The following is a 13,793-nucleotide window of genomic DNA, read 5'->3' as shown; positions in this document are numbered from 1 at the left end:
ACCACGGCCAGCATCGCGCCCGCCGCCCAGGGGCGGTGGAAAGGAGCGATGCCGGTCCGGTGGGGGCGGGCCATGCGATCGGGTCGTCGGAGTGGTCCCGATCCTGCCTCAGTGCGTTGCCCCCTGACAAGTGCAATTAGTTCGATCCAAATCCGGGAAAAACGTTTCATTTCAAATTATTGACAGAGGGGATTGGATCGATTTAAAAGTGGCCGGGGTCCAGGCCCGGGGAAGGCGGCGTCCTTCCCGTCCCGATCCCAACCCTTCCATCTGTCCCGGAACACCCTGCATGCCCTGATCCGGGCGGGCGGCCTGCGCTTGCTGCTGCCCGTCACCACCGTCCATCCACGACCCTCCCGTCCGCCCCCCACCGGCAGGACCGTCATCCGTCTCTGGAGAGCGCTTGATGAAACCCAGGTTGCTGTCGTTGTTGATGTCTTCGCTGCTGCTGTCGCCGCTGGCCGTGCAGGCCCAGTCCTCCAACGCAGGGGAGGGCGCCGATCCGCCGCGTACGCGCGACCTGGATGCGGTCACGGTGACCGGGTCGCTCATTCCGCGCGCGCAGGTGGAGGGCCCCTCACCGGTGACGACCATCACCGCCGAGCAGATCCAGGCGCAGGGTTTCACCACGGTGTTCGATGCGCTGCGCTCGCTGCCGGTCTCCAATGGGTCGGTGCAGGATTCCCAGGGAACCGGCTTCTACACTCCGGGCGCCAAGACCATCAGCCTGTTCGGTCTGGACCCCAGCTACACCCTTACCCTCATCAACGGGCGGCCGATCAACAGCTATCCGCTGGCCTACAACGGCAACACCAGCATCGCCGACATTGCCAACATCCCGCTGGGCATGGTCGAACGCATCGATGTGCTCACCGGTGGCCAGTCCTCGGTGTATGGCTCGTCGGCCGTGGCCGGCGTAGTCAACATCGTGCTGAAAGACCGCGTGGAAGGCACCCATCTGCGCTACCGCGTCGGTGGTTACAGCCAGGGCGGCGGTTCCAGCCAGCGCTTCAGCGCCAGCAGTGGGCAGACCTTCGGCAACCTCGATATCAGCTACGGGCTGGAATACATCAACCAGAAGGCGATCTACGCCTTCGACCGCAGCCGCATCGACAGCGTCAACGACAACCCGACCGGGCCGCAGGATCCATCGCGCAGCTTCCTGCGCATGCGCCAGGGGCCCAACGCCTACATCGACCCGGGCGCGGCCACCTGCGCGCCGCTGTCGAATCTGTTCGGTGGCAGCACCGTGTACGCGCACCGCGACATTTCCGGCGGCGGCTACTACTGCGGCACCCCCGACAACGTCGGCACCGCGTCGCTGTACAACGCCAGCCAGGACGTCAACGCGACCACCTTCCTGCGCTATCACCTCAGCCCGGATACCGAGTTGTACTCGGACATCCTGTTCGGCTTCAGCCGGCCGACCTACAGCGGTGGCAGCCCGTTCTGGAACAAGACCTTCTACAACCGCACCAGCGGCCAGTACGAGCAGTGGCAGCGCATCTACGCGCCCGAGGAAGTCGGCCTGGATGCCAAGGACCAGCGCGTCTACACGCGATCGCTGAACGTCACCGCCGGCGTGCGTGGCGTGCTGGGCAGCTTCGACTACGACGTCTACGTCAACCGTTCCAGCACCGATGTCACCCGCAAATCCACCGACTTCCTCGCCCGGAACGGCGTGGACGATTACTACCTGGGGCCGATGCTGGGCATGCAGGATGGCTACGAGGTCTACGCCCCGGACCTGTCGCGCCTGTACCAGCCGATCACCCGTGACCAGTACGACAGCTTCAGCGGCCTCAACCGTGCTGCATCCAGCGCGTCGCGCACGGCAGTGACGGCACTGCTGACCCATCGTTCGCTGTTCACCCTGCCGGCCGGCGACGTCGGTTTCGCGCTGATCGCCCAGGGCCAGCGCGAGAAATTCTTCAACCAGTCGGCCGATCCCGATGCCGGTGTGCTGTTCCGCGGGCAGACCGCCGGCACCTCGGCGCAGGGCCAGCGGGATCTGTACGCGCTGGGTGCGGAACTGCAGGTGCCGATCATCGATACCTTCAGCGCCAACCTGTCCGGCCGCTACGACAAGTACGCCCTGCAGGGCGGTGGCGGCAACGGCAAGGCGACCTGGAAGCTTGGCCTGGAGTACCGGCCGATCGAATCGCTGCTGCTGCGTGGCAGCTACGCCACTGCGTTCCGTTCGCCGGACATGTTCTACCTGTTTTCCCGCGAGAGCAGCGGCTATACCACCAACACCGACCTCTACCAGTGCCGGCAGGCCGGATACACCTCCGACAACTTCGATGACTGCGAGCAGTCCGGGTTGGCGGTGCTGTCTTCCAGTACCGGCAACCGCGATCTGAAGGACATCACTGCACGCACGTTCACCTATGGTGCGGTGTGGTCGACACTGGACAACGCGCTGACGTTGTCGGTGGACTACAACTCGGTGGTGATCGAGAACGAAGTACGCATCCTCGGTACCGACAGCATCCTCGACACCGAGGCCAACTGCCGGCTGGGCGTATCGGAGAACGGGCAGACCCGCTTCGATATCACCTCGCCCACCTGCCAGCAGGTCCTGGGCCAGGTGCAGCGCAAGCCGGCCACCGATCCGCTCAACCCCAACGGTGTGGACAAGGTGTTCTCCTACCCGATCAACATCGCCAGCCAACGCCAGACCGGTGTGCAGGCAGCGCTGGACTATCGCTGGGGTACGTCGTCGGTGGGAGATTTCACGGTCAATGCGGGCTACTACCGCCCGCTCAAGCACACCACCCAGGACAAGGAAGGCGATCCGGTCTACGACCAGTTGTGCTGCGGCAATTCCAATGAACTGCAGTACCGGGCCACGCTGGGCGTGAACTGGAAGCGCGGGCCGTTCAGCGCCAGTGCGTTCGGCGTGCGCAACGCGCCCACCTGGGACAGCCGTGGCGAGCAGCGCAACATCGGCCCGTGGACCACCTGGAACGCCACGGTCGGCTACCGCATCAATGACCTGGCCAGCCTGCTGCTGACGGTCAACAACCTGACCGACGAGATGCCGCCGATCGACCGCAGCAACGGCAACTGGCCGTACTACGACCAGGGCATCTACAACGCCTATGGCCGCTCGGCCTTCCTGGAGCTGTCGCTGGACTTCCAGTAGGCCGGGCGCTGGCAGGTCCCGGCTGTCAGGGGGCGGGGGCCAGGAAAGGACAGGGGCGGCCGGGTCGCCGCCCCAGGTGCTAGAATCGCAGGCCTCGCAATCCGTTCATCGACATCCGCCATGAGCCATACCGCCACCGCGCCCGCCAACGCCGAGAAGCGCTACACCGTGCACCGCAGCGACCTGCCGCTGAGCTGCCCGACCCCGGAGATGGCGCTGTGGAACTCGCATCCGCGGGTCTACCTGGCGATCGAAGACGAACCCAACGGTGAAGCGCAGTGCCCGTACTGCGGTTCCGTGTTCGTACTGGCTGACTGAACGGCCTTCACCGATGCGTCGACTGACCGTGGTGCAGTTGCTGCCGGCGCTGCACTCCGGCGGCGTCGAGCGCTCGACCCTGGAAATCGCGTCGGCACTGGTGGCAGCCGGCCATCGCGCGCTGGTGGTGTCTGCCGGTGGCCGCCTCGTTGAACCGCTGCTGGCCAGCGGTGCCGAGCATCTCACCCTCGATATCGGCCGCAAGTCGCTGCTGACCCCGCGTCATCTGCCGACCCTGCGTCGCCTGTTCGCCGAGGTCGGCGCCGATATCGTGCACGCCCGCTCGCGCCTGCCCGCGTGGCTGGGGCTGTATGCGATCCGGGCGATGCCGCAGGCGCAGCGGCCGCACTGGGTAACCACCGTGCACGGGCTGAACTCGCCCAGCCGCTACAGCGCGGTGATGACCAGCGGCGAGCGCGTGATCTGTGTCTCCAACAGCGTGCGCGAATACGTGCAGCGCCACTATCCGACCGTGCCGGAGGACCACCTGCGGGTGATCCCGCGTGGTGTTGATGTCAGTCAGTTCCCGCGGGTGGCGCGCGGTGATCGCCGGCCGCGCCTGTCGCTGGTGGCGGACTACCCGTGGCTGGCCGGGGTGGACGGGCCGCTGCTGCTGCTGCCGGGCCGTGGCACGCGCCTGAAGGGGCACGCGCACGCGCTGCAGCTGCTGGCCGACGTCCGCGCTGCCGGCGTGCCGGCGCAGCTGTGGATGCTGGGCACCGACGAGCCGGGGCGCGAAGCCTATGTGGCCGACCTGCGCCGCCAGGCCGCCACGCTCGGCATCGCAGACGCGGTCCACATCAGCACGCCGACCGCCCGCATTGCCCAGGCCTATGCCGCCAGCGATCTGGTGCTGCAGCTGTCCGACAAGCCCGAAGCCTTCGGCCGTACCGTGGTGGAAGCACTGTCGGTGGGCCGACCGGTGCTCGGCTGGAACCACGGTGGGGTGGGCGAACTGCTGCAGCAGCTCCAGCCCACCGGTGCGGTGCCGCTGGGAGATGCGCAGGCACTGGGTGAACGTGCGCTGGCCCTTCTGGCGCAGCCGCCATCGTTGCCTGGCCGTATCCCGTTTACCCTGCAGGCCATGCAGCGCGATACCCTCCGTCTCTATGCCGACCTCGCAGGCTGACACCGCAGCCGTCCTGCGCGATGAACGCGCCGGGCGCTGGGCGCCCTGGTGGGTGCTTGCCTACGTGGCGTTGTGGCCGCTGCCAGGCATCGCCGAGACCGTCCTGGGCCTGGGCGCGATCTATGCCGCAGTGCGCATGGTCATCCGCCGCCTGCAGCGCCGGCCGCATCTGCTGAGCCCGGCGGCCTGGGCGCTGACCTCGATCCTGTTCCTCGGCTACTGGTTGCCGCAGGCATTTTCCGCATTCGATGCGATCGACCCGTCGGCCTCGTGGACCAAGGCGGCAGCAGGCCTGCGCTACCTGCCCTTCATGTGGCTGGTAGCGATCGCAGTGGCCACGCCGGAGCGGCGCAGACTCACCCTGGGTGGACTGGCGGTGATCACCGGCGCCTGGACGCTGGATGCGCTGGCACAGGCGGTGGCCGGCACCAGCCCATGGTTCTGGTCGCTGGAGCAGCTCAAACTGGCAATCAGCGGGCGTGCGCTGTGCCCGGCCGATGAAGCGGCGTTGGCCGACCGGCTCAGTGGCGTGCTGGGCCCGTGCAACCTGAAATTCGGCCAGGTGCTGGCCAGCCTGTCGCCGTTCCTGCTGCTGCCGCTGGCGCGCCGCTTCGGTGCTGCCGGCTGGCTGCTGGCCGCTGCGGCCCTCGGCAGTGTGTTGCTGCTGGCCGGCTCACGCGCCTCGTGGATCACCTTCGCGCTCGTGCTGGCCTACAGCGGCATGCGCCAGTTCGGCTGGAAGCGGCTGGCGCTGTTGGCGATGGTCGGGGTCCTGGGGGCCGGGGTCCTGGTTGCCAGCGTGCCGCAGCTGCGCGAGCGCGTGCTGCGCACGACGATGGCCTGGGAGGGGGACGAGACGGGCGTCGACCAGGCGTTGTCCGGGCGTGCGCGGATCTGGAGCGCAGCGGCCTGCATGATCGAAGCACATCCGATCAACGGTGTCGGCGCGCGTGGCTTCCGCGACGCGTATCCCGCCTGCGTCGCAGGGGAGGGAACCGCGGTGTGGGGCGCGGAACCGGCCCTGCACGCGCACCAGATCGTGCTGGAGATCGTGGCCGAGACCGGCGTGCTGGGCCTGCTGTTGTGGCTGGCCGCCGTGGCACAGGCCTGGCGGGCGTGGCGCTTCGCACCGACCGCGGCCCGCGAGCGGGCGCGGCCGGCGATGTTGGCGCTGGCAGTCACCGTGTTCCCGCTCAACACCCACCTGGCGTTCTACTCTGCGTTCTGGGGTGGGCTGACCGTGCTGCTGGCGGCGCTGTTCGCCGGCAGCCTGCTGGCGCGTGACGCGGATGACTCACCACGCGCGATGGAAACGGGCAGGTAATCCGGGCGGATCGAGGCGTGCCTGGGTCTACTTGTAGAAGTCGCTGCGCCCGCCGGGCTGGCGCTTGAAGCGGCGATGGATCCACAGGTACTGGTCAGGGGCTTCGCGCACCATCTCTTCGATCGCCTGGTTGACGCGCGCGGTATCGGCTTCCACATCCTCGCTCGGGAAGTTCTCCAGCGGCGCGCCGATCTTCAGGAAGTACTTCCCGCCTTCGCGGCGGTGGAAGTACGGAATGACCGCGCAACCGGTCATCCGCGCCAGCTGGTGGGTGGCGGTGATGGTGGCGGCGGTGTGGCCGAAGAACGGAACGAACACGGTGTCCTTGCCACGCATGTCCTGGTCGGGGGCATACCAGAGGAAGCCGCCCTTCTTCAGGTGGCGCACGGTGGCGCGGATGTCCTCGTTGGCGAACATCGCCTTGGCATAGCGCAGGCGGCCGAACTTCACCGCCCACTCGTACACCGGATTCTTGTGTTTACGGTACATGCCGGACAGGTCGACGTAGTCGCACAGCAGGCGGCCGCACATCTCCAGGGTCATGAAGTGCCCGGACACCAGCAGCACGCCGCGACCCTCGGCCTGCATCTGCCGCAGGTGCTCCAGCCCTTCGATCTGCACCTGCGGGCGGATGCTGTCGATGCTGCCCCACCAGGCACGGATGCACTCGAACACGCCCACGCCCAGGGCATCGAAGCTGTCGCGAACCAACCGCTTGCGCCAGGCATCGTCCTTTTCCGGGAAACACAGTGCGAGATTGACCTCGGCTGCACGGCGACGGCTTCCGGCCAGGCGCCAGGCGATCGACCCCACCCCGCGACCGAGGGCGCGCTGCAGCATCCACGGCAGGCGGGCGATGGCGAAAGCGCCGTACATGGCGGCGAACATCGGCCAGTTGCGGGGATCGCGCAGTGACGGGCGGACGGCAGTGGAGGCATCGGACATGGCGCCATTCTAGCAATCCGGCTGCGTGTCTTTCCCGGGGGTGTCCCGTATCCTTGCCGCATGCGCAAAGACCCTGTCGAATGGATCCTGCGCGGCCTGTATTCGGTCGTGCTCTACATCCTGCTGCCGATCACCGTGTACCACCTGGTCTGGCGCGGCTTCCGGGTCCGTGAGTATTTCCGCCGCTGGGACGAGCGCTACGCCTCCTATCCCCAGCCCAGCGGCCAGCCACGGGTCTGGCTGCATGCGGTCTCGGTGGGCGAGGTCAACGCCGCCGCGCCGCTGGTCAACGCCCTGCGCCAGCAGCGCCCGGACATCCGCTGGGTCATCACCACCATCACCCCCACCGGCTCCGAGCGCGTGCGCGCGCTGTGGGGCGATGCGCTGGACCACGTCTACCTGCCGTATGACGTGCCCGGCAGCGTCAACCGTTTCCTCGGCCACTTCCAGCCCAGCCTGGCGCTGATCCTGGAAACCGAACTGTGGCCGAACATGCTGTTCGGCTGCCGTGACCGCGACATTCCGGTCTACATCCTCAATGCCCGCCTGTCGGCCCGCTCGCTGCGTGGCTACCGGCTGCTGGCCGCACTGATCCGCCGCGCGCTGCGCACGGTGACGTGCGTGGCGGCCCAGTCGCAGGACGACGCAGAGCGCTTCGTGCAGCTGGGGGCGGCGCCTGACCAGGTGCAGGCACTGGGCAACCTCAAGTTCGACATCGCCACGCCGGACGTGCAGGCCTTCATCGAACAGTTCCACGCACGGGTGCCTGACACGCGACCGGTCTGGATCGCGGCCAGTACCCATGATGGCGAAGAGCAGGCGGTGATCGATCTGCACCGGCGCCTGCGCCAGCACCATCCGGACCTGCTGCTGCTGTGGGCACCCCGGCATCCCGAGCGCTTCCCGAAGGTGGAGGCGCTGGCGCGCGAGCAGGGCTGGAACGTGGCGACCCGCCGTGCGCAGCAGTGGCCGTCCGCCGATACCGATGCCTTCATCATCGACACCCTGGGCGAACTGATGCCGTTCTATGGCTGTGCGCAGGTTGCCTTCGTCGGCGGCAGCCTGCAGCCGATCGGTGGCCACAACCTGCTGGAGCCGGCGGCGATGGGCACTGCCGCGGTGACCGGTCCGCACCTGCACAATTTCTCGGAGATCTCGCGGCGCATGCGCGAGGCCGGTGCGCTGTTGATCGGCGAAGACGTGCAGGCGGTCGGCGGTCTGCTGCAGCACCTGCTGGAGGATCCGCAGGCCCGCGAGGACATGGCGCACGCTGGATGCACGCTGGTCAGCAATGGGCGCGGCGCGCTGCAGCGGACGCTGGCGCTGGTGGCCCCGCACCTGCCACCGCCCCGCGGCTGAGCCGCACGCGGCGCGCTCGCCGCCGTACTGTCGCGATCAACTGGATTAAGCCTGCTTGACGGCCATCGTTCTGTCGCCGCAGGACCGATTGCCGACGCCGCAACGTGCCTCGGATCACACCTCGCGGCATGCAGATGCAAATTGACTATCGATTGCCAACACAGGCTGCCAGCCTGATGTCGACCGTGCTTGGACGGCATCAAGGGAGCTTGAGATGAGCGGCAGCGATGGCCATCGGCTTGGAATGGATCATCTGGGCGTGATCCTGATGACGTTGCTGCTCGGTGGCAGTGTCATCGCACGGGTCGGTCAGTACACGGCGGCGCAGGCGGGGCCGGCCGTCGTTCTCAGTCTGCTGCTCGCAGCCCTCGGTGCGGCGCTGGTGCTGGCATGCCTGTACAGGGTGGTGACGCAGGCGGATATGGCCGATGGCCTGCATGGCCTGCATGGCCTGCTGGTGGCCGGCTGGGGGCGGTCGATTGCCCGCGTACTGTGCCTGGCGTTGTTGCTGGAGTGCACGGCGACGCTGGCGGGTGCGGCGCAGTCCGGGGCTGGCCATCTGCATGCGGCACTGGCGGCGGCGGGCGCATCCAGCGCCGGTACGCTGCCGGTGCAGGTGACGGCCGCTGCAGGCCTGCTGCTGTTGGGAGCCACCGCGCTGATGCGACCGGCGCGGACGGTGCTGCTGGTGTGCGCGCTGTTGACCGTGAAGATCGGCATCGGCGTGCTGCTGCTGGCGCTGGCGGCCCGGTATGTGCACTACGCGCACTGGATCCCATGGGTCCCCCCCGCCACTGCACCGTATCGCTTCGGCCTGGGAGGCGTGCTCGCTGCGGCTGTGCCGCTGCTGGGCATCTTTGCCAGCGCCGGCCTGGCACTGGGCGTTCCCGGGTTGCCTGTTGGCGGGCTGGCGCGACGCCCACTGACGATGCTCATGGTGCTCGTCGCGGCGACGCTGATGCTGATCGCACTGGCCGCACTGCAGGCGGGCCTGGTCGACTATCCAGCGCTGGCCAGCAGCCGGCCCTTGACGGTTGCGCTGCGAAGCCATCCCCAGTTGTCCTGGATGTTGCCGTGGCTGCCGCTGGCAGGCTATGCAGGGTTGGCGGCGCTGCAGCTGGTGCTGCTGATGCTGGCGACGCGGCTGGCGCTGCCGCTGTGGCCGCTTGGAAACGAGGGCGACCCACCGGCGGCGTGCGTGGCGACCGTGGCGATCATCCTGTTGGCGACCCTGCTGGCGCTGTGGCTGCCGGCCGGCGTCTTGCCGACGATGCCGGGGCCGGTGGGACTGCTGGTGGTGGCCGCCGTGTGCCTGGGAGGACTTCAGCGGCGCAGCGAGGTGACGCGCTCGCCTGCCGACGCCGTGCTGGGCATGGCGGCAGCAGCGTTGTGCCTGCTGCCGCTCCTGCGCTAGATCTCATCGCCGCGGCACAAACAGAAAAGCCACCCGGTCGGGTGGCTTTCCGTCAACGCGGGTGACGACTTACTGCGTGGTCGTGGCGGGATTGCCCGCGTCCTGGGTCAGCAGGCGATTGATGTCCTGCAGTTCGGCCACGTCCAACGCGCCCAGCGACTGGCTCAGCAGCAGGCGGTTCTGCAGGAAGGTGTAGCGGGCCTGCGCGTAGTCCAGCTGTGCCGAGAACAGGATGCGCTGGTTCTGGATCACGTCCAGCACCGTGCGGGTACCCACTTCCAGGCCGACCTGCGAGGCGTCGTACGCGCTCTGTGCCGAGACGACGGCCAGGCGGCGTGCTTCCACCTCGCTGATGCCCTGCACCAGGGTCTGGTAGGCATTGCGGGTGTTGCGATCCAGCGCGCGCTTCTGCTGTTCGTAGCCATCCTGGGCGATGTCACGCTGGGCCAGCGCCTGGCGCACGCCGGACTGGGTGGCGCCGCCGGCGAAGATCGGCACGCTGAGGGTCAGGCCGATGCTGTTGGTGCGCGCATCCGGGGACAGCGAACCCGAACCGGTGCTGTCGCCCCAGGTCGCGGTCTTGCCCCAGCTGCCGCCCAGCGACAGCGTCGGGTAGTGGGCGCCACGGGCGGCCTGCACGCCGGCCTCGGCCGCGCTGACCTTCAGCTCCTGCGCCTTCAGCGAGGGGTTCTGGCTGGTCGCCTGCTGCACCAGTTCATCGATGTTGCCGCGGTTGGCCGGCACTTCGGGACGGAAGTCGGCCGGCAGCCCCTTGAGGTTCAGCACCGGCTGGCCGGTGAGTTCGGTCAGCGCCTGGTAGTTATCGGCCAGGGTGTTCTGCGCGACGATGGTGTTGGCGCGCGCCTGGTCATACTGCGCGCGCGCTTCGTGCACGTCGGTGATCGGCGCCAGGCCCACTTCCAGGCGCTTGTCGGCGAAGTCGAACTGCTTCTTCGCGGCCGCTTCGTTGGTCTGTGCGGCATTCAGCGATTCGATCGCCACCAGCACGTTGAAGTAGGCCGCCGAGGTGCGGACGATCAGGCTGTCGTTGGCCGAATCCAGGGTGAAGTCAGCCGCCTTGCTCAGTTCGCGCTGCGAGCGCAGGTTGTTGATCTGCGTCCAGTTGAACAGGGTCTGCGAACCGTCGATCGTGTAGTTGCGGCGCTTGCTGCTGACCGTGCCGGTATTGGCATCGGCGTTGGCTTCGCTGCGTGTGCGGTTCAGCGTGGCCTGGCCGTTGATCTGCGGAAGCAGGGCAGCGCGCGCCTGCACGGCGCCTTCCTTGTCGTACAGCCGGGTGGATTCGGCGGCCGACAGCTGCGGATCGCCGTTGCGCGCCATCTCGTAGACCTGCAACAGGTCAGCGGCATGGGCAGACAACGGCAGCAGGGCAGTGGCCAGCGCAACAGCGAGGGATCGGCGGATCATTGCGGCTTCCTTGGACTCAGAGGTGGAACTGGGGTGCCGGGGCGGCACCGCGCAGGTAATCGATATCGGTCTCGAACAGGGATTCGGTGCTGCCATCGGCCTTGATCAGAAGCGCTTCCATCGCCGGCGAACGGCCCTGGATCACGAACAGGCGACCACCCGGACGCAGCCACGAGGCGAACTGTGACGGCACCACGTTGACAGCACCAGTGACACAGATCACGTCAAAGCGACGTTCGGTCTGCCATGCCAGCGCGTCAGCCACTTCCACACGGACGTTGGTACCCAGGCCGGAGGCATCCAGTCGCGCACGCGCGGCGGTCGCCAGTTCCGGATCGATCTCCAGGCTCAGCACGTCGCGCGCCAGCGCGCCGATGCAGGCGGCCAGGAAGCCGCTGCCCGTGCCGATCTCCAGCACTTCGTCACCCGGTTGCAGGTCCAGCGCCTGCAGGGTACGGCCCTCGATGACGGGCTTCATCATCTTCTGGCCATTGCCGATCGGCAGTTCAACATCGGCGTAGGCCAGTGCCCGGTGCGCGTCGGCGACAAAGGCCTCGCGCGGCAGGCGGGCCAGTACGTCGAGCACCTTGATGTCCAGCACGTCCCAGGGACGGATCTGCTGTTCCACCATCAGTTCGCGGGCGTGGGCGTAATCAATCGTCATGAGGTTCAAATCCAGCGCAGTGGGCCGGCCATTTTACCGGTGCCGGAGGCCGGCGGCGCGCCCAGAGCATCCGCTGCCGGGGGGCCGGGGTCGCAGTGCCGGAAGTCATCGCGACCACCGGTTCGTTCAGCTTTGCCGTTTCAGCCGGTTCCGGCTCCTCCGGGCGCATAGGCGCGCAGGAAGAAGTCGACGCTGGCCGCCACGTGGGTGACAGGATCGATCTCCACCGATGACAGTGGCATGCCGCACATCATATGCATGTGCACTTCACCCTTGACCAGGGTCAGGAACTGCTGCCCGGCCAGGTGATGGTCGGGAATCTGCAGCTCGCCCCGCTCGCTGCGCGAGCGCAGGAAGTCGGCCAGCGCCTCGCAGGTGCGCTCGGGCCCGGCCTGCCAGAACAGCTCACGCAGGCGTTCGTCGGTCTCCGGGGCCATCATCACCCGTTGGATCGAGATCGCCGCGTCGGAGGTGATCAGCTTGAAGAAGGCCAGGCCGATCCCGATCAGCTGGTCGCGCAGTGGCCCTTCGGCGTCGGCCACGAACAGCGCATCCGGCAGCATCTCGATGCATTTGGACTGCACGGCCTCGGAGAACAGGGTCTCCTTGTCGCCGAAATGGCTGTACACCGTCAGCTTCGACACGCCCGCCTGGGCAGCGATGCTGTCCATGCTCACACCGGTATAGCCCTGTTCGATGAACAGGGTCTTGGCCGCCTCGAGGATCGCCGCGCGCTTGCCAAGATCCTTGGGACGCCCGGGTCCGGCGGCCTTGGCAGCAGGCTTGGCCGACGGCTTGCGGGAAGTGGAAGAACTCATTGCGGCAATACTAGACCAAGCGGTTCGATATTTATACTATACCGGCCAGTTTACTAAATTGGGCCGGACGTTGCGGCTCCCCTGCTGGACTCAGTGTTGTCAGGACGTTGACCGATGAAGATCGTGCGCTGGATGGGCGGTATCGTGTGGGTGGCTGCGCTGGCAGCCTGTTCGGGACAGGAGCAGGCGCCACCGGCGGCCGTGCCGGTGCTGGTGGTGCATCCCGGCGAGCAGGTCGGGCAGGCGCCGGCGGCGTTTCCCGGTACGGTCCGGGCACGCCAGGAGAGCCCGCTGTCGTTCCGCGTCGGCGGCAACCTGGTCAAGCGCCATGTGGACGCCGGCCAACGGGTGAAGAAGGGGGAGGTGCTGGCCGAGCTGGATGTCGCCGACTTCGCCCTGCAGGCGCGCGCCTCGCAGGCGCAGCTGGCCGCGGCCGAAGCCGATCTGGTACGCGCCCGCGACGATCTCAAGCGCTACCAGGTGCTGGCCGACCAGCAGCTGGTCAGCCGCTCGCAGCTGGATCAGCAGTCTGCCGCGTTCAAGGCCGCGCAGGGCCAGGCCAACGCGGCCCGGGCCAACCTGGACGTGCTGCGCAACCAGGCCGGCTACGCCCAGCTGCGTGCGCCGGCCGATGGTGTGATCGCCAGCCGTGAGGCGGAAGCCGGGCAGGTGGTGGCCGCGGGCCAGACCATCTTCAACCTGGCCGCAGACGGTGGCCGCGAAGTGCTGATCGACCTGCCGGAAGCCACCATCCGCGACTACGCGGTAGGCCAGCCGGTGGAAGTGGAGTTGTGGAACCGCCCGGGGCAGCGCCTGCCCGGCACGATCCGCGAGATCGCCGCCGCCGCCGATCCGCAGGCGCGGACCTACGCAACCCGGGTCAGCCTGCCCGCCGATGCACTGGCCGATGTCGAGCTGGGGCAGAGCGCGCGCGTGTTCAGCAGCGCCGGCCGCCACGGCACCCTGCAGCTGCCGATGGCCGCTCTCCAGCGCGGTGCAGGTGGCGCAACCAGTGTGTGGGTGGTGGACCCGGCCAGCAGCACGTTGAAATCGGTCACCGTCAGCACGGGCGCCTATGGCATCGACGCCGTGCCGGTGCTGTCCGGCGTGGACGCCGACGACTGGGTGGTGGCTGCGGGCGGCCATCTGCTGCGATCCGGCCAGCAGGTCGTCGCGGTGGACCGGCAGAATCGCCCGGTGCTGAAGCCCGCAGCGCCGGCTGCCGCACCGAAGGCGAAGGAGTAAG

At 67.9% G+C, this 13,793-nt stretch carries 11 protein-coding genes; 7 read left to right on the top strand and 4 right to left on the bottom strand.

The features are described 5' to 3' along the window. The first annotated feature begins 406 nt into the window (after positions 1 to 406). From N8888_RS15585 to N8888_RS15570, 4 genes are all read left to right on the top strand, one after another. Positions 407 to 3,148, top strand: coding sequence for a TonB-dependent receptor plug domain-containing protein (locus N8888_RS15585; RefSeq protein WP_081284377.1), 2,742 nt, complete (start codon positions 407 to 409; stop codon positions 3,146 to 3,148). Positions 3,149 to 3,268: 120 nt separating this feature from the next. Beyond that, a complete protein-coding gene (locus N8888_RS15580) occupies positions 3,269 to 3,466 on the top strand; it encodes a zinc-finger domain-containing protein (RefSeq protein WP_053517405.1) in 198 nt (65 codons plus the stop codon). A 13-nt stretch (positions 3,467 to 3,479) separates the two neighbouring features. Further along, positions 3,480 to 4,595 carry a glycosyltransferase gene (locus N8888_RS15575; protein WP_263175696.1) on the top strand — a complete coding sequence of 372 codons (1,116 nt, stop codon included), beginning with the start codon at positions 3,480 to 3,482 and terminating at the stop codon, positions 4,593 to 4,595. Continuing rightward, entirely contained in the window at positions 4,576 to 5,919 is a 1,344-nt protein-coding gene (locus N8888_RS15570; RefSeq protein ID WP_263175694.1) for an O-antigen ligase family protein, read from the top strand. Before N8888_RS15575 ends, N8888_RS15570 begins: the two co-directional genes overlap by 20 nt. A gap of 27 nt (positions 5,920 to 5,946) precedes the next feature. On the opposite strand, the gene N8888_RS15565 is transcribed toward N8888_RS15570, so the two are convergent. Then, positions 5,947 to 6,864: an LpxL/LpxP family Kdo(2)-lipid IV(A) lauroyl/palmitoleoyl acyltransferase gene (locus tag N8888_RS15565; protein WP_053517401.1), complete on the bottom strand. Its 918-nt coding sequence runs from the start codon at positions 6,862 to 6,864 to the stop codon at positions 5,947 to 5,949. Positions 6,865 to 6,924: 60 nt separating this feature from the next. On the opposite strand from N8888_RS15565, the gene waaA reads away from it, so the two are divergent. Beyond that, positions 6,925 to 8,223, top strand: coding sequence for a lipid IV(A) 3-deoxy-D-manno-octulosonic acid transferase (gene waaA / locus N8888_RS15560; protein ID WP_263175689.1), 1,299 nt, complete (start codon positions 6,925 to 6,927; stop codon positions 8,221 to 8,223). A gap of 214 nt (positions 8,224 to 8,437) precedes the next feature. Then, positions 8,438 to 9,637: an amino acid transporter gene (locus N8888_RS15555; RefSeq protein ID WP_263175688.1), complete on the top strand. Its 1,200-nt coding sequence runs from the start codon at positions 8,438 to 8,440 to the stop codon at positions 9,635 to 9,637. Between the two features lie 69 nt (positions 9,638 to 9,706). On the opposite strand, the gene N8888_RS15550 is transcribed toward N8888_RS15555, so the two are convergent. From N8888_RS15550 to N8888_RS15540, 3 genes are all read right to left on the bottom strand, one after another. Beyond that, positions 9,707 to 11,065 carry a TolC family outer membrane protein gene (locus N8888_RS15550; protein ID WP_065175111.1) on the bottom strand — a complete coding sequence of 453 codons (1,359 nt, stop codon included), beginning with the start codon at positions 11,063 to 11,065 and terminating at the stop codon, positions 9,707 to 9,709. A 16-nt stretch (positions 11,066 to 11,081) separates the two neighbouring features. Then, positions 11,082 to 11,729 carry a protein-L-isoaspartate O-methyltransferase family protein gene (locus N8888_RS15545; RefSeq protein WP_053520104.1) on the bottom strand — a complete coding sequence of 216 codons (648 nt, stop codon included), beginning with the start codon at positions 11,727 to 11,729 and terminating at the stop codon, positions 11,082 to 11,084. Between the two features lie 140 nt (positions 11,730 to 11,869). Next, complete coding sequence (locus tag N8888_RS15540; RefSeq protein WP_065175109.1) at positions 11,870 to 12,547, bottom strand: TetR/AcrR family transcriptional regulator; 678 nt, start codon at positions 12,545 to 12,547, stop codon at positions 11,870 to 11,872. A gap of 114 nt (positions 12,548 to 12,661) precedes the next feature. Between N8888_RS15540 and N8888_RS15535 the strand changes: the two genes are divergently transcribed. Next, positions 12,662 to 13,792 carry an efflux RND transporter periplasmic adaptor subunit gene (locus tag N8888_RS15535; protein ID WP_065181718.1) on the top strand — a complete coding sequence of 377 codons (1,131 nt, stop codon included), beginning with the start codon at positions 12,662 to 12,664 and terminating at the stop codon, positions 13,790 to 13,792. Position 13,793: the final 1 nt, after the last annotated feature.

The organism is Stenotrophomonas maltophilia (assembly GCF_025642255.1).
GTDB lineage: Bacteria > Pseudomonadota > Gammaproteobacteria > Xanthomonadales > Xanthomonadaceae > Stenotrophomonas > Stenotrophomonas maltophilia_P.
Note: the sequence above shows the minus strand (reverse complement) of the source record. Positions and strands in the feature narration are given on the sequence as shown.

Coding starts and splice junctions, on each gene's coding strand:
- N8888_RS15575 (WP_263175696.1), top strand. CDS start 3,480: ATGCGTCGACTGACCGTGGTGCAGTTGCTGCCGGCGCTGCACTCCGGC.
- N8888_RS15570 (WP_263175694.1), top strand. CDS start 4,576: ATGCCGACCTCGCAGGCTGACACCGCAGCCGTCCTGCGCGATGAACGC.
- waaA (WP_263175689.1), top strand. CDS start 6,925: ATGCGCAAAGACCCTGTCGAATGGATCCTGCGCGGCCTGTATTCGGTC.
- N8888_RS15565 (WP_053517401.1), bottom strand. CDS start 6,864: ATGTCCGATGCCTCCACTGCCGTCCGCCCGTCACTGCGCGATCCCCGC.
- N8888_RS15580 (WP_053517405.1), top strand. CDS start 3,269: ATGAGCCATACCGCCACCGCGCCCGCCAACGCCGAGAAGCGCTACACC.
- N8888_RS15545 (WP_053520104.1), bottom strand. CDS start 11,729: ATGACGATTGATTACGCCCACGCCCGCGAACTGATGGTGGAACAGCAG.
- N8888_RS15550 (WP_065175111.1), bottom strand. CDS start 11,065: ATGATCCGCCGATCCCTCGCTGTTGCGCTGGCCACTGCCCTGCTGCCG.
- N8888_RS15555 (WP_263175688.1), top strand. CDS start 8,438: ATGAGCGGCAGCGATGGCCATCGGCTTGGAATGGATCATCTGGGCGTG.
- N8888_RS15540 (WP_065175109.1), bottom strand. CDS start 12,547: ATGAGTTCTTCCACTTCCCGCAAGCCGTCGGCCAAGCCTGCTGCCAAG.
- N8888_RS15535 (WP_065181718.1), top strand. CDS start 12,662: ATGAAGATCGTGCGCTGGATGGGCGGTATCGTGTGGGTGGCTGCGCTG.
- N8888_RS15585 (WP_081284377.1), top strand. CDS start 407: ATGAAACCCAGGTTGCTGTCGTTGTTGATGTCTTCGCTGCTGCTGTCG.